Source organism: Trichococcus flocculiformis (genome assembly GCF_900113645.1).
Lineage (GTDB): Bacteria > Bacillota > Bacilli > Lactobacillales > Aerococcaceae > Trichococcus > Trichococcus flocculiformis.
This window is the reverse complement of the sequence record NZ_FOQC01000037.1, coordinates 1-25,150: the sequence shown is the minus strand read 5'-3', so window position 1 is coordinate 25,150 and position 25,150 is coordinate 1. Positions and strand designations below refer to the sequence as shown.

The following is a 25,150-nucleotide window of genomic DNA, read 5'->3' as shown; positions in this document are numbered from 1 at the left end:
TTGGCGGTGTAGCTCAGATGGCTAGAGCGTCCGGTTCATACCCGGGAGGTCATGGGTTCGACCCCCTTCGCCGCTATAATGCCTTGCTTCGGACCTTTAGCTCAGTTGGTTAGAGCAGACGGCTCATAACCGTCCGGTCGCAGGTTCGAGTCCTGCAAGGTCCATGAAAAAAATGTATCAGCTTATGGAGGATTACCCAAGTCCGGCTGAAGGGAACGGTCTTGAAAACCGTCAGGCGTGTAAAAGCGCGCAAGGGTTCGAATCCCTTATCCTCCTTTAGGGGCCTTCGGCCATTGTCATTGCTGTTGGTGCTTTAGCGACAGTACAGACATGATACACTTGAGCGTAAGCGCACAGTGTTTCCTTATTATTCATTATCGCGGGGTGGAGCAGTTGGCAGCTCGCCGGGCTCATAACCCGGAGGTCACAGGTTCAAGTCCTGTCCCCGCAATTGTCATGATTGTCGCTGCTTCAGCAGCTTACAAGCATGATACACTTGGGCGAAAGCCCACAGTGTAACCTCATAAAAGTTTTGACGCATGGTTCCGTGGTGTAGGGGTCAACATGCCTGCCTGTCACGCAGGAGATCGCGGGTTCAAATCCCGTCGGAGCCGCCATGCGGGTGTAGTTTAGTGGTAAAACCCCAGCCTTCCAAGCTGATGTCGGGAGTTCGATTCTCCTCACCCGCTTTTTTTAAGAAGGGCCTATAGCTCAGCTGGTTAGAGCGCACGCCTGATAAGCGTGAGGTCGATGGTTCGAGTCCATTTAGGCCCATTGATAAAGCACCAACAGTAATAGAACGTTTCTTGTTATGGGGAAGTACTCAAGTGGCTGAAGAGGCGCCCCTGCTAAGGGTGTAGGTCGTTAACGCGGCGCGAGGGTTCAAATCCCTCCTTCTCCGTAGCTTTATCAGAAAAATAAACAAGATGGTCCGTTGGTCAAGCGGTTAAGACACCGCCCTTTCACGGCGGTAACACGGGTTCGATTCCCGTACGGATCATTATAAACTTTGGAGGATTACCCAAGTCCGGCTGAAGGGAACGGTCTTGAAAACCGTCAGGTGTGTAAAAGCGCGCAAGGGTTCGAATCCCTTATCCTCCTTTTATTATTATTATTATTATCGCGGGGTGGAGCAGTTGGCAGCTCGCCGGGCTCATAACCCGGAGGTCACAGGTTCAAGTCCTGTCCCCGCAATTGGTTCTGATTTTCTTTTTAGTATATTTATGGTCCGTTGGTCAAGCGGTTAAGACACCGCCCTTTCACGGCGGTAACACGGGTTCGATTCCCGTACGGATCATCATCGAAAAGCACTCTTCTGAGTGCTTTTTTTTAATAATTGGGAAAGCATAAAATTTTTCGAATTGAAACCTTCATTCCCGGATTATTATAACGTGGTACTGAAAGAGCCCGTACCTACGGCCTTTTTTCACCAACCTCGTTATAAATCGCTACAAATATTTATAACGAGGTTTAACTAAGAAACATTGATTTATCAACCTTTCAACGCTCCGCGTTATAATTTTACCGGGAATCCAGGTTGAGAAGTGCGTCACAGTAGGTGTTTCACAGATTCACAACATGTTTCATGCAATCAAATTTTATGGCCAGCTTCACGTGTAAGCCCTTCGGAAAAGTGATAAGTGTTTGCTTATTCAGGGCTGAATGAAGAACCCACAAAGCTATTCCTGCAAAAAAACAGGTAGATGCATCAGTCGAAGGACGCATCTGCCTGTTTTTCTTAGACCAAAAATAATAATGAGTAGCTTAGTGTGAAAAGAAAAGCATAGTTAGTTAAATATTGTTCGATTCTGAGATCGTTTTGAAATGTTCTCTTGAATAAAGGGAAAACCATTAGGATAGATAATCCGAATAAGCTTATGGCCCATAGTGGGCTGTTGAGATTAACTATCTGGAGAATACCTGCCGCGTAGGGAAGCAGAAAAGTGGTCATTCTTAGAAAATTTGAATGCTCTAATAGTAGTTCTTGATAATAAGAATTTGGCTGATTGCTGTATATAGTATTCTTAATTTGGACCTGTATCAAACAAAAAATATGGAACAGGATCATTGGAAGTACTTCGTATTGAAGCTGTAACGGAATAAAGTTTGCCTGCGAAAAAAAAGATACTGATGAAAGAATAAGCACCTTAAAGAAAGGCTGCAGCATTACTTCGTAAAATGTATTTGCCATACTGTAAGGATAAAACTGTAAGATCAGGTAAATTAAATACAGGAAAAGAACCGCAGTCAGGACAATATTCGACAGATAAAATATGATGGTCAGCATTACGATTGAGAGAAACCCTAAAACCAAAATCATTTTATAGGGGAGCTTTCTTTTGGAATGTTCTCTTTTTGAAAGTAGGCGTTCCAAGGCATGGGAAAAAAGCAAAAAAAGATAAAGTATAAATAGTAACAGATAGTTGGGACCGTTGAAAGTCGTTCCTCTCCATGCCCCGAAAAGAAGCAGCGTCAACGGGGCTGTCAGCATCGACAAAAAGGTATTGTGCATAAGATTCATGAATTGTTTCTGGATTGTCAGCATAATCTCTTCCTTCTCTATTAATGATAGAGTGTGTTTCATCTCGTATCTATTGCGCAAATTCATCATAGGTTAACGTCTTTGCGATGTCAAGCGATGTCAGGATTGAAAAAAGCTGACGTAAAATATTTACATCAGTATTTGTTTGCGTCATCTATGATACAAAGATGAAATCTTCTTATTTTATGTTGCTTTTTTAGCGATGATAGCGTATATTAGACATGTTGCATTTCAGAGGCTAATTGCAATATCCCGATAGGATTCACAATATGTGAAGACGCCTTGTAACCAAAAAATGGGGGAATGAAAAATGGTAGAAAAAAGATTATTTACTTCAGAATCAGTAACGGAAGGTCATCCGGATAAAATCGCTGATCAGATCAGCGATGCAATTTTGGATACGTTGTTGGCTGCTGATCCAAACGCGCGTGTTGCTTGCGAAACGATAGTCACGACCGGACTGGTGGTTGTCTTCGGAGAAATCACGACAAGCGCATACGTAAATATCCAGCAGATCGTCCGCGATACTGTAACTGAAATTGGTTATACGCGGGGTAAATTTGGTTTCGATGCGGATAATTTGGCCGTTATGGTATCCTTGGACGAACAATCCGACGATATCGCAATCGGTGTCAACGAATCACTGGAGCGCAGAGAACTGGTGACTACAGACTACAATGAAATCGGGGCAGGGGATCAAGGGTTGATGTTCGGTTTTGCCATCAACGAAACGGAAGAACTGATGCCATTACCTATTTCGCTTAGTCATAAATTAGCGAAACGTTTATCTGAAGTCCGCAAAGACGGTACTTTGGAATATTTAAGACCGGACGGAAAAACGCAAGTCACCGTGGAATACGACGAAGACGGCAAACCGAAACGTGTGGACACAATCGTTTTGAGCACGCAGCATGATGAGAATGTCACGTTGGAACAATTGAAAAAAGATATTTTGGAGCATGTCATCCATGTGGTCATCGACGATGCCTTGTTGGATGCTGATACGAAATACTTCATCAATCCTACTGGTCGCTTTGTCATTGGAGGACCTAAAGGCGATTCCGGTCTGACTGGGAGAAAAATCATCGTTGATACTTATGGTGGGTATGCGCGTCATGGTGGCGGTGCTTTCTCAGGTAAGGATGCTACAAAAGTGGATCGTTCTGCAAGTTATGCGGCCCGTTACATTGCGAAGAACATTGTTGCGGCTGGATTGGCGACGAAATGTGAAATCCAATTGGCCTATGCGATCGGAGTTGCTGAACCAGTATCGATTGCGATCGATACATTCGGTACAAGCGAATATCCCGAAGCCACTTTGATAGGGGCAGTGCGCAAAAACTTCAACTTGACGCCAGCTGGCATCATTCAAATGTTGGATCTGCGTCGACCTATCTTTAAAAAGACGGCGGCTTATGGACATTTTGGCCGGGAAGATGCTGACTTCACTTGGGAGAAGACAGACAAAACAGAAGCTTTGCTTTCATATGTTCAAGCGAACAAATAAAAGCAAGCAAAAAAAGGAAAGCGTTGCGGTCATTTGCCGGAATGCTTTCCTTTTTTTTATTTCATGTAAGGAGTTTTCTTTTTTTCGATGGCAATCAAGAACGGCGGATGATTGATCTGATTGATGAAGCCGTACTGCAGTACCTTGAATAAGGATTGATTCAAGCTACTGCAGTAATCAAGCAGGGCATTCTTCTCTTCCATGCCGCCAGGATGCCCACTGTACACGACTAAGAGAATGTAACTGCCGATCCGCAATTTCGGGAGCAAGGCTTCGATGGCACGGATGGTCGTATTTTTTTTGGTGATGATCGTTTTATCGGATCCTGGCAGGTATCCTAAGTTGAAGATGGCACCGCCGATTTTTGCATTGTCGGCCAGCACATCCCCAAGGGTTTCATGCCCTTGATGAAGAAGGGTAGCCTGATCCGTCAGTCCTGCCAACAATAGTTTTTGTGCAGTATTTTCGACGGCTTGTTTCTGGACGTCAAAACCGATCACTTTGCCTGTCGGACCGACCAGTGTAGCCAAAAGGACGGTATCGCTACCGTTTCCGACAGTGGCATCAATGACTAAATCTCCTTTGCAGACTGTTTCCTTCAGCAAACTATGACTGAAGTCCACTGCGGACAATAACATGTTCCTCACCCTTACTTCTGATATTGTGGATTCCTTGATAGGTATTGCGGCGCTCCAGCTCATGGTCGATTGCGTTCAGCACTTCCCATTTTTTGAGGCTCCACATCGGGCCGACAAGCGTGTCACGCGGAGCATCTCCCGTAATCCGGTGGATGACGATTTTTTCCGGAATGACTTCGAGCTGATCGCAGACAAGCCCAACATATTCGTCTTTCTCTAACAAACGTAGCCGTCCTTGATGGTAGTCCCGAAGCATTTTAGTGTTTTTCATCAAATGCAGTAAATGGATTTTGATGCCTTGAATGTCCGAATCCAGGATAACACGTTTGACGCTCTCCATCATCATGTCATGAGTTTCTCCCGGAAGACCGTTGATGAGATGGGTACACACCGGGATATTGTGCGCACGAAGTTCATCGACCGCCTTCAGGTAGGTATCATAGGAATGCGCGCGGTTGATGATTTTGCTTGTCTCCTCATGGATGGTCTGAAGTCCCAATTCCACCCATATATAATAGCGCTTGTTCAGTTCAGCTAAGTACGCGATTGTTTCCGGCGGCAGGCAGTCCGGGCGCGTTGCAATCATGATGCCGACCACGCCGTCCTCGTTTACGACCTGTTCATAGCGGTGGCGCAGAATGTCAACCGGTGCGTGCGTATTGGTGAAGTTCTGGAAATAGGCGATGTAGCTTTTAACATTCGGCCATTTTTTGTGCATCATATCAATGCCTTTGCGCAATTGGACTGGCAGCGGATCGACCCTGTCCTGGGCAAAATCGCCGGATCCGGAAACGGTGCAGAAGGTGCAGCCGCCGCGTGCGACAGTGCCGTCGCGGTTTGGGCAATCAAAACCGCCATCGATGGCTACTTTGAAAATCTTTTCGCCGAAATGTTGTTGCAGATGATAATTCCATGTATGGTAACGTTTATTCGTGTCACTGTATAAAAATTGATTTGTCAATACTTTCACCTCAGTATCCATTTTATCATGATTTTTGGTCTGTCTGTAGTCTATTTGATAGCTTTTCCGGATTTCAGGAGAAGTTGAATGGGGAAAGGGGTTACATATTGTTCGTGGAATGGTTTGTTACAGATTTATTTCAATTATTAAATATAGAATATGATTATGAAAGCCATTCAAAAATGTGATAAACAAACATATAATAGGTATGTTGGATTATTTCTTAAAAGAAATTTAAATTATCTTTCCATCATTGTTAAAAAACCAGATGTTTTCACTGCCATATAGGCAGTATTTTTGATACAAGGAGTGGTATATTTTGGTGTTATCCAGAAACGAACGCATCAACCAAAAGAAAAAAGAACAACTGACCAATTCTTTTATCACCACGAATAAAAGACTGAAACGCAGCGTAGCGGTATTGAGTACATCCTTATTCATGACAACTGTCGTGAAGCCAGTCGAAATGGTTCTGGCAGCAGAGAAGACTGCGCTCGGAACAAAGGATACACAAGTATATTCCACTAATCCCTTTTTGAACCAGATCATCCCTTCCGCGACCATAATCGCTGCCAAAAATGATCTTTATGCCTCTGTGATGATGGCTCAAGCCATCCTCGAAAGCGGTTGGGGTACCAGCGCTTTAGCTTCGGCTCCCAACTATAATCTGTTCGGGATCAAAGGGAACTATAACGGAGAATCTGTCAACATGGGAACACTTGAGGACAGCGGCGGGCAGAATTACTACCCAATCAATGCTGAATTCAGAAAATATCCTTCCTAAGCCGAATCCTTGCAGGATTATGCAAATCTTCTTGCGAATGGAACAAGTTGGAATCCGAATTATTATGCCGGTGCTTGGAAAAGCAATGCAGCCTCTTACCAGGATGCAACAGCTTATTTGACCGGTCGTTATGCTACGGATACAGCCTACAGTGCCAAGTTGAACAGAATCATTGCACAATACGGTTTGGATCAATATGATAACTATCAACTTGTAGATGACGAAGAAGTCGAAAATCCGGCTGCAGGCAATGTCGATTTTGAAAAGCCTACTGATACTCCTGACCTGCCGAATGTCGACCTGCCCGAGAATTCAGAAGAAGATACTGGAGAACAAGAGAAACCAAGTGAACCTGAAGAAGATTCGGAAGAAGTTGATACACCGGATGCTCCGGTTCAAGCGGGGGAGGCTTTCCATGTCGTTCAACCCGGCGACACGCTTTATGCAATCGCTAAAAAGTATGGTATTTCGTTAGTGGATCTGTTGACGCTGAATAAACTGACTTCCAATATGATCTATGTGGGAGATCGTCTGGTGTTGCCTGACAGCGTTATAGTCGAGGGAAACAACCCTGATGAAGATACGGATGAAGAAAAAGCACCAACTACTCCAACTTCAGAATATACGGTAGTTGTTGGCGATACCCTTTACAAAATAGCTGCAGCAAACGGCTTGACGGTTGGTGAGTTGAAAAGTTTGAATGCGTTGACGAGTGATACAATCTTTGTTGGCCAAAAATTGTTGCTGGTTAAAACAACAACGACTGCTCCAGATAAGACCGAAAATGAATCAAACAACAATGCTGGTCAAACAACTACCCAATCATACACCGTTAAATCGGGTGATACATTGTGGTCGATCGCGAATGCAACCAACATGACCGTTGCCGCACTCAAAGCCGCAAACAGTTTGACTTCTGATGCAATCTATCCGGGTCAAGTCTTGAAGACTGTTGGCACATCAGCACCAACTACTGGAACGAATACAGGCACTACTGTCACAGGTGCTTTCATCAAACCAGCCAGTGGATACATTTCATCTCCCTTCGGATACCGTACATCTCCTATAAATGGGGCACAGGAATTCCATCGAGGTGTTGATATCGCAGGGAATGGTACTATTTCCGCGGCTCAGGCAGGCGTAGTGGAAGTCGCGACTTATCACTACAGCTACGGCAACTATGTCGTCATCAACCACGGAAAAATTAACGGCGTGACCATCAAAACGTTGTATGCGCATATGCAATCAGGTCTATCGGTATCCGTAGGGCAGACCGTCAGCCAAGGACAAAAAATCGGCGTGATGGGAACAACCGGCAGCTCGACAGGCGTCCATCTGCATTTCGAAGTGCAGGAAAATGGGGCTGTCGTCAACCCAATGAACTACATCAACGGCATCACTACTGGAACCCCTGGAGCAACAACGCCAACTACACCATCCAACGGCAACAGTGTCGTTGTCGTGTCCGGAGATACTTTGTGGAAGATTGCGAATGCGAACGGATTGACCGTTGCGGAATTAAAAAAATTGAATAACTTGACAAGTGACGCTATTATGACAGGTCAAGTACTGATTTTGAAGAGCGCGGGCACAGATACGCCAAACAAACCTTCCACGCCGACAGTGACCCCTGGAACAACTTCTATAACGGTGGCATCCGGCGACACGCTTTGGAAAATTGCGAATGCGAACGGATTGAGTGTAGCTGAATTGAAGACTCTGAACAACCTGACGAGTGATGTCATCGTTCCGGGGCAAACATTATTGGTTAAAAAAACTACGACAACACCGAGTGTGACGCCGCCAAGCAATCCAGCAGTGCCGACACCGCCTTCGACTGTAAGCACAATCACTGTGGCATCCGGTGATACACTCTGGAAAATTGCGAATGCGAACGGACTGACAGTTGCTGAATTAAAAACACTGAACAATCTGAGTTCCGATTATATTTATCCGGGTCAATCCTTAAAAGTGACGAACTCAGTTTCGACTGGGAATAATTCCACAGTTGTAACACCACCGACTGTGACGACACCTTCTGTTCCGACAGTCGTGAATAAAGTATATACGGTCCAAAAAGGAGACACGCTTTATAAGATAGCCTCCGCTAATGGCGTTTCCGTTGCTGAACTGAAGACTTGGAACAACCTGAATACGGATATCATTTTTGTGAACCAATCCTTGAAGTTGGCTGCAACGACGAGTTCAACGCAGACAACTGCGCCGACCACTAGTGCGCCTGCGCCATCCGGCAATACGTATACTGTCCAAAAAGGCGATACATTGTATAGCATCGCCAAGAAAAAGGGTGTTAGCTTAGCGGCTTTGATCGAAGCGAATGATATGACTTCCAATGTCATTTATGTCGGCCAAGTCATCACTTTCTAAGTCATCAGCCGAATGACTACTGCAGACATCAAGTCTTGATGAAATGCGTTTTATTTGTTAAAATAGCAGATGAATCAATTCATAACTGAAACAGACATAGAGAAGGAATAGTAGAGAGCAGCTTTTTTGAAGAGAGTGCATGGATGGTGAAAATGCATAAAGAGCCTTTTGAACTCGCCTTTGAGTTGTTCCGCCGAAAGCATCAGTAAGCGGGACCGCATCGCTGCGTTACAGGCATGATAAGGAATGCAAAGACATTCAATATAGGTGGTACCGCGAAAAACTCGTCCTATAGGCAGAACCAGTGATGGACGCTGCCTATGGGACTTTTTTTATGGCCATCGCCTGTTTGGATGAATGAAAAGAAAAGGATGTTGCTGGAAATGGGTTATACGCACAAAACGATCGAGAAAAAATGGCAAAAATATTGGGCAGACAACCGTACCTTCAAAACGACTGAAGCGGGCGGGAAACCGAAATATTATGTATTGGATATGTTCCCTTACCCATCCGGCCAAGGCTTGCATGTAGGCCATCCGGAAGGCTACACGGCGACGGATATCGTTGCCCGCGCAAAACGCGCACAAGGTTTCAATGTCTTGCATCCGATGGGATGGGATGCTTTCGGCTTGCCGGCTGAGCAATATGCGCTGGATACTGGTAACGATCCGGCTGATTTTACCGAGCTTAACATCAAAACTTTCAAGCGCCAGATCCAATCGCTAGGGTTCAGTTATGACTGGAGCCGTGAAATCAATACGACGGACCCAAGCTACTACAAATGGACGCAATGGATCTTCACAAAATTGTACGAACAAGGTTTGGCCTATGAGGCGGAAGTTTCCGTCAACTGGTGTCCGGCATTGGGTACCGTTCTTGCCAACGAAGAAGTTGTCGACGGCGTCAGCGAACGCGGCGGTCATCCGGTCTACCGTAAACCGATGAGACAGTGGATGCTGAAAATCACTGCTTATGCAGAACGCTTGCTGGATGATCTGGAATTGGTGGATTGGCCTGAGAGCATCAAGGAGATGCAACGGAACTGGATCGGACGTTCTGAAGGTTCGAACGTTATTTTCAAAATCAAAGATTCGGATAAGGAATTTACGGTCTTCACGACTAGACCGGATACCTTGTATGGCGCGACCTATGCGGTCATGGCGCCAGAATTGCCGTTGGTGAAGGAAATCATGTCCAACCAACAAGCCGAAGTTGTCAAAGCTTATATCGATTCCATTTCACTGAAGAGCGATCTGGACCGTACGGAGCTTGCAAAAGAAAAGACCGGCGTATTCACAGGCGCTTATGCAATCAATCCAGTCAATGGCAAAGAAATCCCGATCTGGATCGCCGATTATGTATTGGCGACATACGGAACCGGCGCCATTATGGCAGTTCCTGCCCATGATACCCGCGACTATGAATTTGCCAAAAAATTCGACTTGGAGATCATTCCGGTCCTTGAAGGTGGAAACGTCGAAGAGGAAGCCTATACGGAAGATGGCCTGCACATCAACTCCGACTTCCTGAACGGATTGGATAAAGCGACAGCGATCGCGAAGATGAACGACTGGCTGTCCGAAAACGGACTGGGTGAAAAAGTGGTTTCCTATCGTCTGCGTGATTGGTTGTTCTCGAGACAAAGATATTGGGGCGAACCGATTCCGGTCATCCACTGGGAAGATGGCACATCGACAACCGTTCCTGAGAATGAACTGCCGTTGCTGTTGCCGAAGACCGATCAGGTGAAACCGAGCGGTACAGGGGAATCCCCACTTGCCGTCATCGATGAGTGGGTCAATGTTGTCGATCCAGCGACAGGCATGAAAGGCAGACGTGAAACCAACACAATGCCGCAATGGGCAGGCAGCTCATGGTACTTCCTGCGCTTTATGGATCCGCATAACCGCAATGATCTTGCTTCAAAAGAAAGACTGGACTATTGGCAGAACGTCGATCTTTATATAGGCGGAGCCGAGCATGCAGTCCTGCATCTGTTGTATGCGCGCTTCTGGCATAAATTCCTTTATGATATTGGCATCGTTCCGACGAAAGAGCCGTTCCAAAAATTGTACAACCAAGGCATGATCTTGGGCGAAAACAATGAAAAAATGTCCAAATCCAAAGGGAATGTCGTCAATCCGGATGACATCGTGGAACGTTATGGCGCAGACACGCTCCGCATGTACGAAATGTTCATGGGACCGTTGGATGCATCATCGACGTGGAGTGAAGGCGGCATCGAAGGCAGCCGCAAGTTCCTGGATCGTATTTGGCGCTTGCTTCTGGACGAGAATGATAAAATGCGGGATCGCATCACAACCGTCAACACGCATGAATTGGACAAGGTCTACCATCAGACAGTCAAGAAGGTAACCGAGGATTACGATAATCTGCATTTCAATACAGCAATCTCGCAAATGATGATCTTTATCAATGAAGCCTATAAAGTGGACGCATTGCCGTTCGAATACGTTACCGGCTTTATTCAGTTGCTTGCGCCGATCGCACCGCACTTCAGTGAAGAACTTTGGGTGAAACTAGGCAAACCGGAAGGCATTTCGTACGTTGCATGGCCAACATATGATGAAGCTTTCTTGGTCGAAGACGAGATCGAAGTCGTATTCCAGATCAACGGTAAAGTTAAAACCAAAGAAATGGTTCCGTCCGATATTTCAAATGATGACATGATCGCGATGGCACTGGAAAACAGCATCATCAAAGAAGGCATCGAAGGCAAGACCGTCAGAAAAACCATCGCTATCCCTGGCAAACTTGTCAATGTTGTAGCGAACTAAACAGAAACAGTATACAAAAAGAACGAATATCACCGTCAACGGGATATTCGTTCTTTTTGTGTTTATGTTTGGAATAGGATTCTACGTCCTTCCTTAGGGGATGATCAGCACTTGCCCGACACGGATAAGATTCGGATTGGTTATGCCGTTAGCGTTCACAAGTTGGGTAATGGTTACGCCATAACGAAGGGCAATCGCATATAAAGTATCTCCGGCTTTGACTGTATAAGACGTTCCGGTTGTAGGGGGTGCAGGCGTCGTCGGTGTTCCGGTGCCAGGTATCGTCAAGACCTGGCCGATGCTGATCAGATTGGCGTTGGTGATGTTATTGGCAGTAACGATCTGTTGGATCGTCACGCCATACCGCAAAGCGATGGCATAGAGCGTATCCCCGGCTTTGACTGTGTAAGTTGTGCTGGTCGTTGGTGTTGTTGGAGGTGTAGGAGTTGTCGGCGTGCTTGTTCCGGGTATCGTCAACACCTGTCCAACGCGGATCAGATTGGCATTGGTGATGCCATTAGCATTAACGATCGCTTGGACCGTCACGCCATACCGCAAGGCGATCGCATAGAGCGTATCCCCGGCTTTGACCGTATAACTGGCTCCTGCTGTTGGAGTGGTTGGAGTCGTAGGAGTAGTCGGTGTGCCTGTTCCCGGAATCGTCAACACTTGTCCGACGCGGATCAGGTTGGCGTTGGTGATGCCATTAGCATTAATGATCGCTTGGACCGTCACACCATATCGCAAAGCAATCGCATAAAGCGTGTCACCGGCTTGGACTGTGTAGCTCGTTCCCGTACCTGTTCCCGGAGTGCTTGTAGTGTTCATGAGTTGAGAAAGGGTCACAAACGAGTAGCCCATCGCGCGAAGCTGATTAATCATGTTGGGTAATGCGGCATTCGTCCCGTTGGCGCCGTATCCGGCATGCATCAATACGATGGCACCCGGGACCACATTGTTGATGACTCGGTTATAGATATCAGTGGATGAATTGCCTGTCCAGTCGAGCGTGTCGATTGTCCATTGGAATGTGTACGAGTATCCGGCATTACCGACAGTTTGCAGGACTGTATTGTTATAGGAGCCGAAAGGGGCACGGAAGAATGGTTTTGTGCTCTTACCGGTGAGGTTTGTGATGATCGTTTCGGTTTGATTGAGTTGATTTGTCATTTCGGTTGTCGATACAGTTGTGAAATCCGGATGGTTATAGGAGTGGTTTCCGATATCATGGCCAGCAGCGACAATGTTCTTGATTGCCTGCGGATGATTTTCAGCACCTTGACCAGTGAGGAAGAATGTGGCTTTGACATTATTGGCTGATAATGTGTTCAGAATTGATTGGACGTAGTATCCATCCGATCCATCATCAAACGTTAAGGCAACAACTTTATTGGCTGTTGAACCTTGGTAAATAATCTGCGAGGTAGCAGCCAAAGCAGGTGTTGCCGAAAAGGTGAAGAAAAGCAGGAGCGAAAGGATGACTCCGAATAAATGTCTGAACCCCTTTCTTGAGGTGTTCATTTTTATTCCTCTTTTCTATTGTAGACTGTGCGACACGGTTGACGTGACAGCGTTGAAAGCCAAATGCCCGCGTTTGTGATCGAGACAAAAAAATGAGTTGCGATAGTTCCTTTGCACACTTACATTTTACCATAAACGCTTAGGTGATGATATGAAAACGCATGCAGCAGAATGCTGATACGCTCGATGGATTGCTGGAATTTTTCTGAGTTGATTTTGTATCGTGGTGAAGCAAACTCAAATTGTTAGGATTTTGCAAAATAAGTCTGCTATAGATTGAAAAAAAACGGATATTTGGTAAAATACTTGAGTGATGGTATTATTATTCTCTTTCATTCATCGGGAAGAAAGCAGGTTGCAAATGTCAACAGATAGAAATGTCAAAGAAGAAAATGAAACAACAAACAATAAGATGGTACAGGGGACTTTTTGGATGACTTTCGGGAGCATTTTTTCCCGCTTGATCGGTGCACTCTACATCATCCCATGGAATGCTTTGATGGGCTCAACTGATGCGGCCAATACGGCCAATGCCCTTTACTCGATAGGCTATACACCTTATCAGCTTTTCCTTTCAATCGGGATAGCAGGCTTCCCGGCAGCGATGTCCAAGCAAGTAGCCCAATACAATGCAAAAAATCAATACCGTACCGGGATCGACATCTTCAAGAAGAGCATGTTCTTCATGCTTTTGACGGGTGCGGTCAGTGCCGCCTTGATGTACGGATTGGCACCGATGATCGCTGAGAACAGTCCGGCGGCTTCGCCTGAAGACGGGGCGTTGGTGATCCGGGCGTTAGCTCCCGCCTTATTGCTGGTGCCGGGCATGAGCTTGATGCGCGGTTTTTTCCAAGGCTATCAGGATATGGTGCCTTCAGCGATTTCGCAAGTTTTCGAACAGGTAGGAAGGGTAATCTACATTTTGGGTGCCACCTACATCGTGATGCAACTGCTGGATGGCAACATCGCCACAGCGGTTGCGCACTCCACTTTCGCGGCGTTCGTGGGTGCGATTGTTGCAACCATTATCCTTCTTTTTTATTACAAAAAGAAGATGGCGGAATATCAACCGTTGATCGCCAACAGTGAACCTTCAAGCAACATCCAGACGACTGCGGCCATCAAGAGCATGCTGCAGGAATCGATTCCATTCATCCTGATCGGCTCTGGCATCACTTTCGCCAAGCAAATAGACCAGGTTACCTTCAAACCGATGATGCAAAGCCTGACGAACTACACAGGTAAGGAAATAGAAGATCTATTCGGTCTGTTCAGTTTCAACGCCGACAAATTGATCATGATCATCGTTTCGTTGGCGGTCGGGATGGCCACGGCAGCGGTGCCTTTAATTGCAGCTGAATTTATGAAAGGTAATCTCCGGATGATTCAGAGTCAGATAAGGGAAATCATCCAATTGTTCGCCTTCATCATGTTGCCGGCAGCTTTTGGGATGATGGTCGTTTCAGAACCGATCTACAACGTGTTCTATCCGCTTCATCCGGTAGGTCCTACACTATTAGCGGTATCGGCTCTGATGAGCATTGTATTGGGACTTTTCACGGTGCTCGGATCGATTTTGCAGTCTTTGAGTCGCCATAAAACAATGATCTCCTATCTACTGGTAGGGCTTGTTGTCAAAGCAATCATGCAGTATCCGATGTTGGCTTTATTCGATACGGCAGGCGCTTTGGTTGCGACGACGATCGGTTTCATCGTGACTGTACTGTTGAGCGGTTGGAAAATCTATCACCTGACCCATTTCGGTCTGGTTGATACATTGCGGAAAACCGGGAAAATTTTGGCAGTGGCCTTGGTCATGACGGCCTGCGCGTTCATCGCCTTGAAAACCAGTATGCTGGTCATCCCAATCGATCGCAGATTGACAGCATTGGTGGTAGTCGCCATCGTAGCGGCAGTCGGAGGCTTCGTTTACTTATTTCTGACCCTGAAATTGCGCATCGCTGATGACATTTTGGGTGCTAAAGCGAACGGCCTGCGCAGAAAAATGCGTATCAAATAAAATAAACGAAACCGAAAAGCAGCCTTAGTGGGTGCTTTTTGGTTTATAAGGGAGAAAACACATGCGATTGGACAAACTGCTGTCGAATTCCGGATTCGGATCCAGAAAAGAAGTCAAAGTATTATTGAAAAAGAAATGGGTGACGGTGAACGGGAAAGTTGAAACAAAAGCTGAAGCCAAAGTGGACAGCGAAAAGGACACTGTTCTTGTAGGAGGTGAACCGGTCAACTATCAGGAATACATGTACTTGATGATGAACAAACCGCAGGGTGTCCTCAGTGCAACAGAGGATAACCATCAAAAAACGGTCATCGACCTATTGGCATTTGAACTGCATCAGCAAGAGCTCTTTCCTGTCGGTCGTCTCGACAAAGATACGGAAGGTCTGTTGCTGCTGACGAACGACGGCCAATTAGCACACTTTCTGCTGTCGCCGAAACGGCATGTGGACAAGGTCTATTTCGCTGAAGTAGCGGGATGGATGACGGAAGAGGACCAAAAGGCCTTCGCAGAAGGGATCATTCTGGAAGACGGCTACCGTTGTTTGCCGGCCAAACTTGAAATCCTGGGCTACGATGAAGAAAGGGACAGTTCGGAGGTAGAAATAACGATCAAAGAAGGGAAGTTCCATCAGGTGAAACGGATGGTGCTGGCCTGCGGAAAAGAGGTCACTTTCCTGAAACGGTTGACGATGGGGCCTCTTCGTTTGGATGAGCAACTGGCAAAAGGTGATTACCGTCCGTTGCGCGATGAGGAACTTGCGGCATTGCGGGAACATCTGCCGGAGTCGATTAAAAAAGGCTAAGATTTTGTCTTCGGTAGGGCCAAAATACCAAGCTTTTATTTGGATATTTTGCCAAAAGTGATATGATGATAGCATGATATTTTAAGTTAGGATGTGCGTTCATGGAAATCAATTGGAAAAAAGAAGTGGAAATCAGAAAAACGGAACTGTTGGAGGACTTATTCACATTATTGCGGATCGACAGTGTAAGGGATGATTCGAAAATAACTCCTGATGCACCGGTCGGACCAGGCCCTAAAGAAGCTTTGGAAGCTTTCTTGGCTATCGGTGAACGGGACGGTTTCATCACGAAAAATGTCGGCAATCTGGCCGGACATATCGAATTTGGCGAAGGTGAAGAATTGATGGGCGTATTCGGTCACGTCGATGTTGTGCCTACCGGGACCGGCTGGGATACGGATCCTTTTGTCCCCGTGATCATTGATGACCGCATCTACGCCCGCGGATCGAGCGATGATAAAGGGCCTACGATGGCTGCCTACTATGCATTGAAGATCATCCGCGACCTGAAGCTACCGATTTCCAAAAAGGTCCGCGTCATCATCGGTACGGATGAAGAGAGCGGTTGGAAATGCATGGACCACTATCTTGAAAACGAGCGGATACCTGATTTCGGCTTTTCTCCGGATGCAGAGTTCCCGATCATCAATGGTGAAAAAGGCATGCAGACTTTCATGGTCCAATTCAGAGGCGACAACAAAGGCGGAAAGAACGAGTTGTTGAGTTTTGATGCCGGGCTGCGCGAAAACATGGTCCCTCAGGATGCGACTGCCGTATTCATCAGTCCGGAGGCCGACAAAATTGAACAGGCATTCGCTGCTTTCCTAGAAAATAATCCAGTCAAAGGAACGATTTCTGTAGCTGGAGAACAAGTAACAATCGAATTGATCGGTAAAGCCGCTCATGGCATGAATCCGGCTGCCGGCGTGAATGCGGGAACCTATCTTGCCACTTTCTTGAACAAGTTCAACTTCGGCGGACAAGCGGCCACGTTCCTTGAATTGATCGCGGACCGCATCCATCTGCAGCATGATGCTCAGAAACTAAATTTGGCTTACACGGATTCAGTAATGGGTGAATTGACCATGAATGCCGGCATTTTCACCTTTACACCATCAACTGGCGGCGAATTGGCGTTGAACTTCCGTTATCCGCAAGGCGTTTCCGAAGAAGGCATCGAAATTAAGTTAGAAGCTGCCTTGGCTACTTATGGCGTGACGATCGCAAAAGGCGGACACGGAAAATTGCCGCATTACGTGCCGGCTGACGATCCGTTGGTAAAAACGTTGTTGGCTGTCTACGAGAAACACACCGGCTTAAAGGGACATGAACAGTCCATCGGCGGCGGAACTTATGGGCGCTTGTTGGAGCGCGGTGTTGCTTATGGGGCGATGTTCCCTGACAGCATCGACACGATGCACCAAGCCAACGAATTCATCGCTTTGGATGATCTTTTCCGCGCGACCGCGATTTATGCGGATGCCATGTACGAATTGCTGAAATAATGTTGACTTTTCAACGTTTCAATTATTTTTAAAAATGAAACGAAAAGCTGTTAAATCAACATTTCCAATTTTTTGAAATCTGTTTGAAACGATGCGAAAATATGCGCACTCGGGATTTATCCGGGATTTTTTGATCCATTTCGGAAAAAATCCCGAGTGCGTTTTCGTTGCTATGTAGCCATTTTAGCCATGCATACGGGTGCTGGCGATCTGAATGACTTTTTGGCTGCCTTCCTCTGTGGCGTGAGTATAATGCTCCGTCATGGAGGTTTTTTTGTGTCCGAGGTAATCTGCCAGGGCTCTTCCGTTCACGCCTGCTAGGGAGGCTTGTGTGGTGAAGGTGTGCCGCATCATGTGAGGGCTGGCCTTCACACCGCTTTCTTCAGAGATGTAGGACATAATACGGTTTAAGTGTGTAACACAGTAGGGGACGCCTCGTTTCGGATTCAAGAAGATAAAATCGTCCTGGTTCAGGATCTGGCCGAAGTCCGCTTTGATATCCCGCGCTTCCTGGATGCAATATTCCAACATGGCTGCCGCGTCCTCGTTCAATGCGATCATGCGCTCACTGCTCGGAGTCTTCGTTCCTTTGCCGTCAGGGCGTTTTAGTGTGCGGGTGAGTAAAACCCTGATGAAGGTCCCATCCGACCGGAAAACCACGTTCTTTTGTGTCAGGCCCATGATTTCACCGCGACGGAGGCCGAAAGTGGTGAGGTAGAGCATCGCATAATGCTGTTTCGTCAAAATTTCTTTGGCTTTATCCATGAACAGATTGTAGTTCTCGATATCGATGTTCTTTGTTTTCGGCTTGGCGCCTTCCTTGCGGATCTTAACGTAAGAGAGCCGGTTGCGCTCCAGGACGCCGCAACGAACAGCATCATTCATGATGGCGCACATCAGATGGTGATAGGTCTTGACCGACTCTTCAGCCAGCCCTTCATCGTGCAGCATTTCATTCAGGTACAATTCGTAGCTATGCCGATCGATTTTTTTCAACGGTGTTTTGCCGAAGCGGTTCGATAGGTGATTGCGGTAGTGGCTGTCGAGGCTGGAAAGAGAGTCTGCCGTCCATTCCTTCCGGGCGATCCGTTTTTCTTTGTATTTCTGATAGTATTCGTCCAGGGTGATGTTGGGATTGCTGATTATCCCGAATTCTTCATTCTCAATGAATTCTTCGATTTCACGCAACTTGGCGCGGGCGGCCATTATTGTTTTGAACCCAGATTTATCGAATTCGCCAGGAACGCCGCTAATCACATACGCGCGCCGTACCTGGTATCGTGTTCCTTTTTTCGTTTCATATTTATAGATGTTCGGGTAATTGGTTTTTATTCTTTTTGTCATTGTAGTTTCTCCTTCCGCTGCCGGGCAGGGCGCTGCTTAAGGAAATCTGGTATCCACTCCTTTCGTGTGTTAAAATGATTGTACACAAAAAGACCTTGAATCAAGGCGCTTTTTTCGATAAACACCACTTTCGCTTTGGACGGGGAGAGTGGTGTTTTTTTACGTGTTTATTTTTTTCTGTATGAGGTGAGATAATCGGTTGAAAAAGTCAGGCGGTAATCCATAAATATCAAAAATAGTTTTGTTATTAAAAAGTATTCTGCCTTTAAAATTTTCATCAACGTATTCTTGCGAAGTGAATAGAAACAATAATTCTGATAAAAACTTATTCACAATGATTGGGTCGTTCAAATATGCAAAAATCAATAAAATACAAGCATATAAATCCTTCTTCTTTTTCTTGCTATTGAAATCCGAAACGCTAATTATAGTATTGTCGTAGAACAACCTTGCAAATTCATAATCAAAAGAATAATCGATTTTCTCTTCGAAATTTCTTTTTCCGTGAGCTGCGATATTCCGATATTCTCTTAAAAATTGCATCGAATTAATAAATTCTATGTTTTCTTTCCGATACATATTTATTCCGCCAAGGTAATCCTTTCTGATTTCCTCTCGAAGGTTATTCGGGAGGACTTTATACAAGTTAATTACATCGAAATACTTTATATCTAATAATAGAATCCAAGGCGGAATGCTTACTGTTTTAATGTTTTTAAAATAATCCGAATGAGTTCCCTTCATTGGGAAATCTCGGACCGTTTTGATGCTTTTCAATGTTTTCGCTTTAACCCTATCTGATACGAAATTATTATCATCAAGGTATTTCTGATCATCTGTGCCAAACTCTCTGGCTATTACATAAGCAATCCGGGTTCGTAAACTTTGTTCAATAAGGAGAATATATTTGAAAATTAAGTTGCTCATGTCTATGTCAAGCATTCGACTAACAAAAAAATGGTCAAAAGTAGTTCCGTCCTCCATTAGGTCCGATTCGCCAGGAAGTAAAAAATGCGGTTTATATCCATTGACTAAAGAATAATAAGAATGATTTTTCAATATTTCTATGATTCGAGATTCATCTTTTTTATCAATCAGAATATTCTTATCTCTAATTTTTTTTATTTGATCCTCGAAAGATTTAAACGGAATTGTGGACATAAAATACAAACACCCCCTTAAACTTTTTACAGTAAAAGGGGGTGTAGGGGCAGACTCCTTCGTTCCGCCTATCTCAGTCACCCTCATAATACTGTATTTTTATATAAAAATCAAAGTTTTTTTATCGGATCGTTTATCTCAATCGTCGCATTTTTAATTTTCCATTCTTTTACTTGGGTTTCGTTTACGTTTAGTTCTTCGTACTCAATGTACTCTTTTTCTGATAACAAAGCTGCCATTGAGTAAGTAAGTTTGTTCATTGACTTCTTAGTAATTTTTTGGCAGATGGAAAATCTATCGTATAGTTCAGTTACTTCAAGAATATCCTTTACAAAATCCTTCCTGCCTAGTTTTTCTTTGGTCTGAGTATCAATGATCTCAGGCCCTTCTTCATAAACAACTAGTTTGTTTCCAATTTGTATATCATCGTCTAGTCCGACATTTACAATAATGGAATGTGTATTCGGTATTTCTATTACATATCCAATTTTTGGATCTTCCCATTCGTAATTATCCATAGATAGCCGTACTCCTTTGTATTATTTCCGCTCCTTACCGTCCAAAGTAGGGGAGTGGGGGTTTTTATTATCCTCTTAGTTTAAGCGATTCTCTATATTCTTGCGCTTCAGGAACTTTCGAAAAATCTATAGTTAAATCTTTGTATATTTGCAATTCATTTTCTATCTCGTCGATTGGAATTTTAAAGAATTCTTTTCTGTTATTTACTGCATTTAAGCGCTTGTCAGAAAATTTATTATGCAGACTAGCCTCTAAATTATATGCATCGTAACTAAAAATTAAGGCGTGTACATCAAATTTGAATGGTACGGAAGCGCTGCTTAATTCGCTGATTCTTTCCAAAGGATCCAAGCGGCGTGTTACTCCGATTTTAACTACATCTTCTCCAAAGGAGCCAATATTCGATATAACATATACATACCCAGCGGCAGCATTTGCTGTTCTATAATCTAATTCTTCTATTTCTTCTTCGAATTTATTGAGGTTTTCCTTTAACTCTAAAATCTGCGCCTCTAAAGATTCTTTTTCGGATTCATCAGCCACAATCAGTTTCATTTCTAATTCACTGATTACATTTTCTAAGTGAGACATTTCTTTGTGGATGACTTTTTTCTTAGATTCTATCTCTTTTTGCAAAGCTTTCTCTTCTTTTTCCTTCTCTCTTTGCTCGCGTAACGCTTCTTTTTCCTCTTCTTTCTTTTGCTCATATTCAAAGGCCAAATATAATTCTTGTAATTTTAAATCTAAAAATCTTTGTGTTAAGGATACCTTGTTAGTTTCATTCAATTTATTATGCTGATTAAAAGATGTTTGGATTCTCTTTTCAATAGATTGAATATTGCTAAACTTGACTTTATTAATAGCAGCTTCACATTCATTATTGAAAGAGCGGAGTATCATTTTGATGTTGTCATTGGTCATTTTTTTTCCTTTAGCTTTGCTTCCATCAACAGTCCAATTTTCAAAATAATTTACTGCGGACTTGGATTTTATCATCGCTTTTTGCATTTCGCGGATTACATTTAACTTATCTTTGTATTCTAAAGAACTGGCAAAGTCATATCTTGGCTTATATAGGCCAAATTCCTCCATCGCTATATCTGATTCGAGCACGGTTAATTGAGATTGTAGATTTCTTTCATGGCTTAACAAGTTATTTATTCGAGTTAAAACTTCATTCAGAAAATTTGTTTTTTCGGAAATTGATTGATTAACTGTAGCTAATTCATTTGTTTTTTCTGAAATATTTTTCTGTAGCTCGAGCACACTCATCTGCTCGATAGATAATTTTGTTTCTGAAAGTTCTTTGTACATCTTATTAATTTTTTCATTTTCAAGGGTAAGTACATCAATCTTTTTCAATTCTTCCTTTTTTAAAAAGTCAAATATTCCCAATAGTAATACCTCCCAAAGTAATAAAGATATAAGAGTTTACAGACCTAACAGTTGCTTTTTCTTGGCATCGAATTCATCTTGTGTAAGGATATCCATATCAACAAGCTCTTTTAATTCTTTTAACTGTTCTGGAATACTTTTTTCTTGTGCGATAGAGGTTAAAGTTTGCGTTGGTGTGTTTATTTTATTTTTTATCAGCTTAATAAGTTCTCTAGCCCCATTATGCATAGTTGTCTCAATTTTAATGACATTTCCACTTGTGTGTATCTTTAATTCTCCAAAGATCATACCTTGATTATATTCAACTGATGATATTTTACTGTAATCAATCGTTTCGAAATCAAAACCAGTAATCATCTTTTTTCCATAAAATATGACTCTTTTATTTGTAGCTATAAGCACGCCGTTAGTTTTAGTGTCATTCTTTAGCAATTTGCTATCATACATTCCAAAAATGTAATCTAAGAGTTCTTCATCATCTTCGAAATGTTCCTTTGCACCATTTAAATTCTTGATGGCAGTTTTGCCGTTCTTGACTTTTTCTTCATTAGCCAATTCTTTCTCAGTTTTGGTGTTCTTCTTTTCTTCCGCAATAGAAGCTTTTGCTGCTTTTTTTTCATCAGTTCTACTAAAAATTCCCATATTATAGCCTCCAGTTATTAAATGATTGAATTTAATCAATATCCCAAAAAAATAAATAGGGTAAGTCTGTGTGCCTCATGATGATTATAAATCAAAAACAACCTCTACAGCTTTTCCGAGTATCCTGGCCGGATTATGCTCCGTTATTATATACGGTGCATACGCACTGTTCTCCGCAACTAGCATCATAATATCCCCTTGCTTTTTCACACGCTTCAAAGTTGCCTCTGTGTCACCGTTCACAAGTACGGCTGCAATTTCTCCATCCTCAACGCCATCCTGTAGCCGGATCAGAACATCAGCGCCGTTTCTGATCGTTGGTTCCATACTATCGCCGGCAGCCTTAAGGTAGAATGTTTCACCGCTCGGGAGAGTATCCCTTAGATGATAGCGATAGCCAATGATATTTTCATCTGCCAATATAGGATCACCACAGGCGATGGTGCCGATAATAGGAATACGGACCATGTTACTGTCTGTTATGGGTATTATGTTAGTTGGGGGAGTGTTAGTTGTATCAATACCCATTAACCAAGCTTCACTTACTCCAAGTGCTTTAGATAACTTGAAAATATTATCCTGTTTGGCTTCGTAATCACCTTTTAGCCATGCTGTTATTGATGATTTATTTATTCCGGTTCGTCTGGCTAACTCAGCCGGCTTAATATCTCGATCAGTAATAGCCTTGTTAAGCCTATCTTTAAAAGAATCAACCATTTTTCTATCCTCCTTCATAATAAAGTAATTATAATTACATAATAAAGAAAACTTAACGTAATTACAAGTTTAACGAAAATAAAATTAAGATTTCTGAATTTTATCTATTGCAATCATAAAAGTAACATGCTACCTGCATTCCCGAAACACCTAACTATGATTTAAAAAAAAAAAGCTGAAACCATTGATATTAATAGGTTTTAAACACTCTCGCCATTACATAAACCTAGTTATGTGTTATACTATACATAACTAGGAGGCGGCAGAATGGCTATTATAAACCAGTTTGATAAACGAAGTGGCATTACCTATGTTTACGAATCCATATCCTATTGGGATAAGGAAAAGAAACAACCCCGGGCGAAACGCACACTGATCGGTAAGCGTGATTCTAATACAGGAGAAATCATTCCGACCGATGGTCGTGGCAGAAAACACAAGGAGGATCCGGAAGCTGCTAACTCAAGGAAACCAGGACCGGTACCTATCGAAATAGCTAGCCGCAGGTTTTACGGTACCACATATCTACTGGATGAGATTGGTAAAAAACTGGGTCTAACAGAAGATCTTAAGCAATGCTTTCCCGCTAGCTACAAACAAATCCAATCCATTGCTTACTATATGATTCTTGAATCTGAATCCCCGCTTTTTTGTTTTGAAAAATGGAGCACACTTCATAAGCATCCCTATGATAAAAATATTTCTTCACAGCGCAGCAGTGAACTTTTTTCAGATATTTCTGAAGAAGAAAGAACAAAGTTCTTTATGCTTCAGGAGAAACGACGCTCCGGAGATGAATACTGGGCTTATGATACTACCTCAGTGTCCAGTTATTCCCAAACGCTTCGCCAAGCTCAATATGGCAAAAACAAGGAAGACGATAGACTGCCTCAGATTAACTTGGCACTCGTATTCGGTGAAAAATCCGGTCTTCCTTTCTATTATCGAAAGCTAGCCGGCAACATTCCGGATGTGCGGACTGTTCAAAATCTTCTAGCGGATTTTGCAGTTCTCGGCTTTGATAAAGTGAAACTGGTCATGGACCGTGGATTTTATAGCGAGGCGAATGTCAACGGCCTTCTTAAGGAGCACTTGAAATTCATTGTTGCGATTCAGACAAGCAATTGCTTTGCACGCAAAGCAATCGATACCGTTTATGACAACTTCCGTTCTTTCGAGAACTTCGATGAGCAGCATGAATTGTATTCCAAGACTGTCCTTTCAGAATGGGAATATAAGCAAGAACGCCCCTACAAGAAGGATGTTCTCACAGATAAAAAGCGGGTTTATTTACACATTTACTTCAACATCGATAAGTTTGCTGAAGATGAAACCAACTTCGATCGTAAACTTATGGCTATGCGGAAGGAGATTCTGAGTGGCAAACGTGTTGCGAAACATGAGCGATTCTACAAGCAGTATTTCCAAATTAAAGAAACTCCGATTCGTGGCTTACAGGTTACTGTTATAGAAGATGCAGTGAAGGCGACAAAACGTTATTATGGCTACTTCACTTTGATATCCAACGAAAAGATGGATGCCATGGCCGCACTGGAATTATACAGAAACAAAGATCTCATCGAGAAAGCCTTTGGTAATATTAAAGACCGCTTAAATCTTCGCCGCCTATTGGTGTCATCTGAGAAAAGCCTTGACGGAAAACTCTTCGTTGCATTTGTCGCGCTCATATATTTATCTTATCTCAAAAAACACATGCATGAAGCAGAACTTTATCAAAACTATACGATTCAGTCTGCCTTGGATAAACTTGATATTATAGAATGTTTTGAGTATCCAGGCTACGACCTTAGGGTCGGTGAGGTTCTTACAAAGCAAAAACAAATTTACGAAGCACTAGGCATCACCCCGCCTGCATAGTTATGTGTTGGCGGGAATCCAGGAT

17 protein-coding genes, 12 tRNA genes, 1 riboswitch and 1 other annotated feature are annotated in these 25,150 nt (G+C 43.7%); of the genes, 20 read left to right on the top strand and 9 right to left on the bottom strand.

The genetic code is table 11. The annotated features are described in order from the left end of the window. Nucleotides 1-2: 2 nt before the first annotated feature. From BMZ71_RS11015 to metK, 13 genes are all read left to right on the top strand, one after another. A tRNA-Met gene (locus tag BMZ71_RS11015) sits at nucleotides 3-76 on the top strand. A gap of 14 nt (nucleotides 77-90) precedes the next feature. Beyond that, nucleotides 91-164 (top strand) — tRNA-Ile (locus BMZ71_RS11010). A gap of 22 nt (nucleotides 165-186) precedes the next feature. Next, a tRNA-Ser gene (locus BMZ71_RS11005) sits at nucleotides 187-276 on the top strand. A gap of 102 nt (nucleotides 277-378) precedes the next feature. Beyond that, nucleotides 379-451: transfer RNA gene (locus BMZ71_RS11000), tRNA-Met, on the top strand. A gap of 90 nt (nucleotides 452-541) precedes the next feature. After that, nucleotides 542-617, top strand: a tRNA-Asp gene (locus BMZ71_RS10995). Between the two features lies 1 nt (nucleotide 618). After that, a tRNA-Gly gene (locus tag BMZ71_RS10990) sits at nucleotides 619-689 on the top strand. An 11-nt stretch (nucleotides 690-700) separates the two neighbouring features. After that, nucleotides 701-774, top strand: a tRNA-Ile gene (locus BMZ71_RS10985). 39 nt (nucleotides 775-813) lie between these two features. After that, a tRNA-Ser gene (locus BMZ71_RS10980) sits at nucleotides 814-901 on the top strand. Between the two features lie 27 nt (nucleotides 902-928). After that, nucleotides 929-1,000, top strand: a tRNA-Glu gene (locus BMZ71_RS10975). An 11-nt stretch (nucleotides 1,001-1,011) separates the two neighbouring features. Then, nucleotides 1,012-1,101, top strand: a tRNA-Ser gene (locus BMZ71_RS10970). A 20-nt stretch (nucleotides 1,102-1,121) separates the two neighbouring features. Beyond that, nucleotides 1,122-1,194, top strand: a tRNA-Met gene (locus tag BMZ71_RS10965). Between the two features lie 31 nt (nucleotides 1,195-1,225). Further along, a tRNA-Glu gene (locus tag BMZ71_RS10960) sits at nucleotides 1,226-1,297 on the top strand. 1,482 nt (nucleotides 1,298-2,779) lie between these two features. After that, nucleotides 2,780-2,855, top strand: a riboswitch (SMK box riboswitch). Beyond that, nucleotides 2,853-4,049 carry a methionine adenosyltransferase gene (metK, locus tag BMZ71_RS10950; RefSeq protein ID WP_086989350.1) on the top strand — a complete coding sequence of 399 codons (1,197 nt, stop codon included), beginning with the start codon at nucleotides 2,853-2,855 and terminating at the stop codon, nucleotides 4,047-4,049. Its footprint overlaps the riboswitch before it by 3 nt. Before the next feature lie 56 nt (nucleotides 4,050-4,105). Here the strand turns inward: metK and mnmM are convergent, their stop codons facing one another. Beyond that, nucleotides 4,106-4,687, bottom strand: coding sequence for a tRNA 5-(aminomethyl)-2-thiouridylate-methyltransferase MnmM (gene mnmM / locus BMZ71_RS10945; RefSeq protein WP_086989349.1), 582 nt, complete (start codon nucleotides 4,685-4,687; stop codon nucleotides 4,106-4,108). Next, on the bottom strand, nucleotides 4,656-5,648 hold the full coding sequence (mnmL, locus tag BMZ71_RS10940) for a tRNA modification radical SAM protein MnmL/YtqA (protein WP_245734422.1): 993 nt from the start codon (nucleotides 5,646-5,648) through the stop codon (nucleotides 4,656-4,658). Before mnmL ends, mnmM begins: the two co-directional genes overlap by 32 nt. A gap of 322 nt (nucleotides 5,649-5,970) precedes the next feature. Between mnmL and BMZ71_RS15460 the strand changes: the two genes are divergently transcribed. The 3 genes from BMZ71_RS15460 to leuS all read left to right on the top strand — a co-directional run bounded on the left by BMZ71_RS15460 (nucleotide 5,971) and on the right by leuS (nucleotide 11,618). Further along, nucleotides 5,971-6,432, top strand: coding sequence for a glucosaminidase domain-containing protein (locus BMZ71_RS15460; protein ID WP_281242340.1), 462 nt, complete (start codon nucleotides 5,971-5,973; stop codon nucleotides 6,430-6,432). A 9-nt stretch (nucleotides 6,433-6,441) separates the two neighbouring features. Then, nucleotides 6,442-8,820, top strand: coding sequence for a LysM peptidoglycan-binding domain-containing protein (locus BMZ71_RS15370; protein WP_281242338.1), 2,379 nt, complete (start codon nucleotides 6,442-6,444; stop codon nucleotides 8,818-8,820). 88 nt (nucleotides 8,821-8,908) lie between these two features. Next, nucleotides 8,909-9,115 (top strand) — a binding site (T-box leader). Between the two features lie 88 nt (nucleotides 9,116-9,203). Continuing rightward, the gene (gene leuS, locus BMZ71_RS10930) at nucleotides 9,204-11,618 is read left to right on the top strand and encodes a leucine--tRNA ligase (protein WP_086989361.1); all 2,415 of its coding nucleotides are present in this window, start codon (nucleotides 9,204-9,206) and stop codon (nucleotides 11,616-11,618) included. 93 nt (nucleotides 11,619-11,711) lie between these two features. Here the strand turns inward: leuS and BMZ71_RS10925 are convergent, their stop codons facing one another. Next, the gene (locus BMZ71_RS10925; RefSeq protein WP_218142811.1) at nucleotides 11,712-13,139 is read right to left on the bottom strand and encodes a LysM peptidoglycan-binding domain-containing protein; all 1,428 of its coding nucleotides are present in this window, start codon (nucleotides 13,137-13,139) and stop codon (nucleotides 11,712-11,714) included. Nucleotides 13,140-13,500: 361 nt separating this feature from the next. On the opposite strand from BMZ71_RS10925, the gene BMZ71_RS10920 reads away from it, so the two are divergent. From BMZ71_RS10920 to pepV, 3 genes are all read left to right on the top strand, one after another. Beyond that, entirely contained in the window at nucleotides 13,501-15,159 is a 1,659-nt protein-coding gene (locus tag BMZ71_RS10920) for a putative polysaccharide biosynthesis protein (protein ID WP_177187595.1), read from the top strand. A 61-nt stretch (nucleotides 15,160-15,220) separates the two neighbouring features. Continuing rightward, a complete protein-coding gene (locus BMZ71_RS10915) occupies nucleotides 15,221-15,964 on the top strand; it encodes a pseudouridine synthase (RefSeq protein ID WP_086989346.1) in 744 nt (247 codons plus the stop codon). A gap of 101 nt (nucleotides 15,965-16,065) precedes the next feature. Beyond that, nucleotides 16,066-17,469: a dipeptidase PepV gene (pepV, locus tag BMZ71_RS10910; RefSeq protein WP_086989345.1), complete on the top strand. Its 1,404-nt coding sequence runs from the start codon at nucleotides 16,066-16,068 to the stop codon at nucleotides 17,467-17,469. Between the two features lie 183 nt (nucleotides 17,470-17,652). Here the strand turns inward: pepV and BMZ71_RS10905 are convergent, their stop codons facing one another. From BMZ71_RS10905 to BMZ71_RS10880, 6 genes are all read right to left on the bottom strand, one after another. Continuing rightward, complete coding sequence (locus tag BMZ71_RS10905) at nucleotides 17,653-18,813, bottom strand: tyrosine-type recombinase/integrase (RefSeq protein ID WP_086989344.1); 1,161 nt, start codon at nucleotides 18,811-18,813, stop codon at nucleotides 17,653-17,655. Between the two features lie 159 nt (nucleotides 18,814-18,972). Continuing rightward, nucleotides 18,973-19,974: an Abi family protein gene (locus BMZ71_RS10900; RefSeq protein WP_177187594.1), complete on the bottom strand. Its 1,002-nt coding sequence runs from the start codon at nucleotides 19,972-19,974 to the stop codon at nucleotides 18,973-18,975. A 110-nt stretch (nucleotides 19,975-20,084) separates the two neighbouring features. Beyond that, nucleotides 20,085-20,492 (bottom strand): hypothetical protein, encoded by a 408-nt coding sequence (locus BMZ71_RS10895; protein ID WP_086989342.1) that lies wholly within the window; start codon nucleotides 20,490-20,492, stop codon nucleotides 20,085-20,087. A 67-nt stretch (nucleotides 20,493-20,559) separates the two neighbouring features. After that, nucleotides 20,560-21,888, bottom strand: a complete 1,329-nt coding sequence (locus BMZ71_RS10890) for an SNIPE associated domain-containing protein (protein ID WP_218142810.1) — start codon at nucleotides 21,886-21,888, stop codon at nucleotides 20,560-20,562. A 36-nt stretch (nucleotides 21,889-21,924) separates the two neighbouring features. Continuing rightward, complete coding sequence (locus BMZ71_RS15365; protein WP_086989341.1) at nucleotides 21,925-22,530, bottom strand: PH domain-containing protein; 606 nt, start codon at nucleotides 22,528-22,530, stop codon at nucleotides 21,925-21,927. Between the two features lie 84 nt (nucleotides 22,531-22,614). Beyond that, on the bottom strand, nucleotides 22,615-23,247 hold the full coding sequence (locus BMZ71_RS10880) for a LexA family protein (protein WP_086989340.1): 633 nt from the start codon (nucleotides 23,245-23,247) through the stop codon (nucleotides 22,615-22,617). Nucleotides 23,248-23,514: 267 nt separating this feature from the next. Here BMZ71_RS10880 and BMZ71_RS10875 point away from each other — a divergent pair, with 267 nt between their 5' ends. Then, nucleotides 23,515-25,125 (top strand): IS1634 family transposase, encoded by a 1,611-nt coding sequence (locus BMZ71_RS10875; protein WP_093234139.1) that lies wholly within the window; start codon nucleotides 23,515-23,517, stop codon nucleotides 25,123-25,125. Nucleotides 25,126-25,150: the final 25 nt, after the last annotated feature.

What these genes read in the sequence shown, in the direction of transcription:
- BMZ71_RS10900 (WP_177187594.1), bottom strand. Translation starts at nt 19,974, where the DNA reads ATGTCCACAATTCCGTTTAAATCTTTCGAGGATCAAATAAAAAAAATT.
- BMZ71_RS10925 (WP_218142811.1), bottom strand. Translation starts at nt 13,139, where the DNA reads ATGAACACCTCAAGAAAGGGGTTCAGACATTTATTCGGAGTCATCCTT.
- BMZ71_RS10880 (WP_086989340.1), bottom strand. Translation starts at nt 23,247, where the DNA reads ATGGTTGATTCTTTTAAAGATAGGCTTAACAAGGCTATTACTGATCGA.
- BMZ71_RS10920 (WP_177187595.1), top strand. Translation starts at nt 13,501, where the DNA reads ATGTCAACAGATAGAAATGTCAAAGAAGAAAATGAAACAACAAACAAT.
- BMZ71_RS10915 (WP_086989346.1), top strand. Translation starts at nt 15,221, where the DNA reads ATGCGATTGGACAAACTGCTGTCGAATTCCGGATTCGGATCCAGAAAA.
- leuS (WP_086989361.1), top strand. Translation starts at nt 9,204, where the DNA reads ATGGGTTATACGCACAAAACGATCGAGAAAAAATGGCAAAAATATTGG.
- BMZ71_RS15365 (WP_086989341.1), bottom strand. Translation starts at nt 22,530, where the DNA reads ATGGGAATTTTTAGTAGAACTGATGAAAAAAAAGCAGCAAAAGCTTCT.
- BMZ71_RS10905 (WP_086989344.1), bottom strand. Translation starts at nt 18,813, where the DNA reads ATGACAAAAAGAATAAAAACCAATTACCCGAACATCTATAAATATGAA.
- BMZ71_RS10895 (WP_086989342.1), bottom strand. Translation starts at nt 20,492, where the DNA reads ATGGATAATTACGAATGGGAAGATCCAAAAATTGGATATGTAATAGAA.
- BMZ71_RS10875 (WP_093234139.1), top strand. Translation starts at nt 23,515, where the DNA reads ATGGCTATTATAAACCAGTTTGATAAACGAAGTGGCATTACCTATGTT.
- mnmM (WP_086989349.1), bottom strand. Translation starts at nt 4,687, where the DNA reads ATGTTATTGTCCGCAGTGGACTTCAGTCATAGTTTGCTGAAGGAAACA.
- metK (WP_086989350.1), top strand. Translation starts at nt 2,853, where the DNA reads ATGGTAGAAAAAAGATTATTTACTTCAGAATCAGTAACGGAAGGTCAT.
- pepV (WP_086989345.1), top strand. Translation starts at nt 16,066, where the DNA reads ATGGAAATCAATTGGAAAAAAGAAGTGGAAATCAGAAAAACGGAACTG.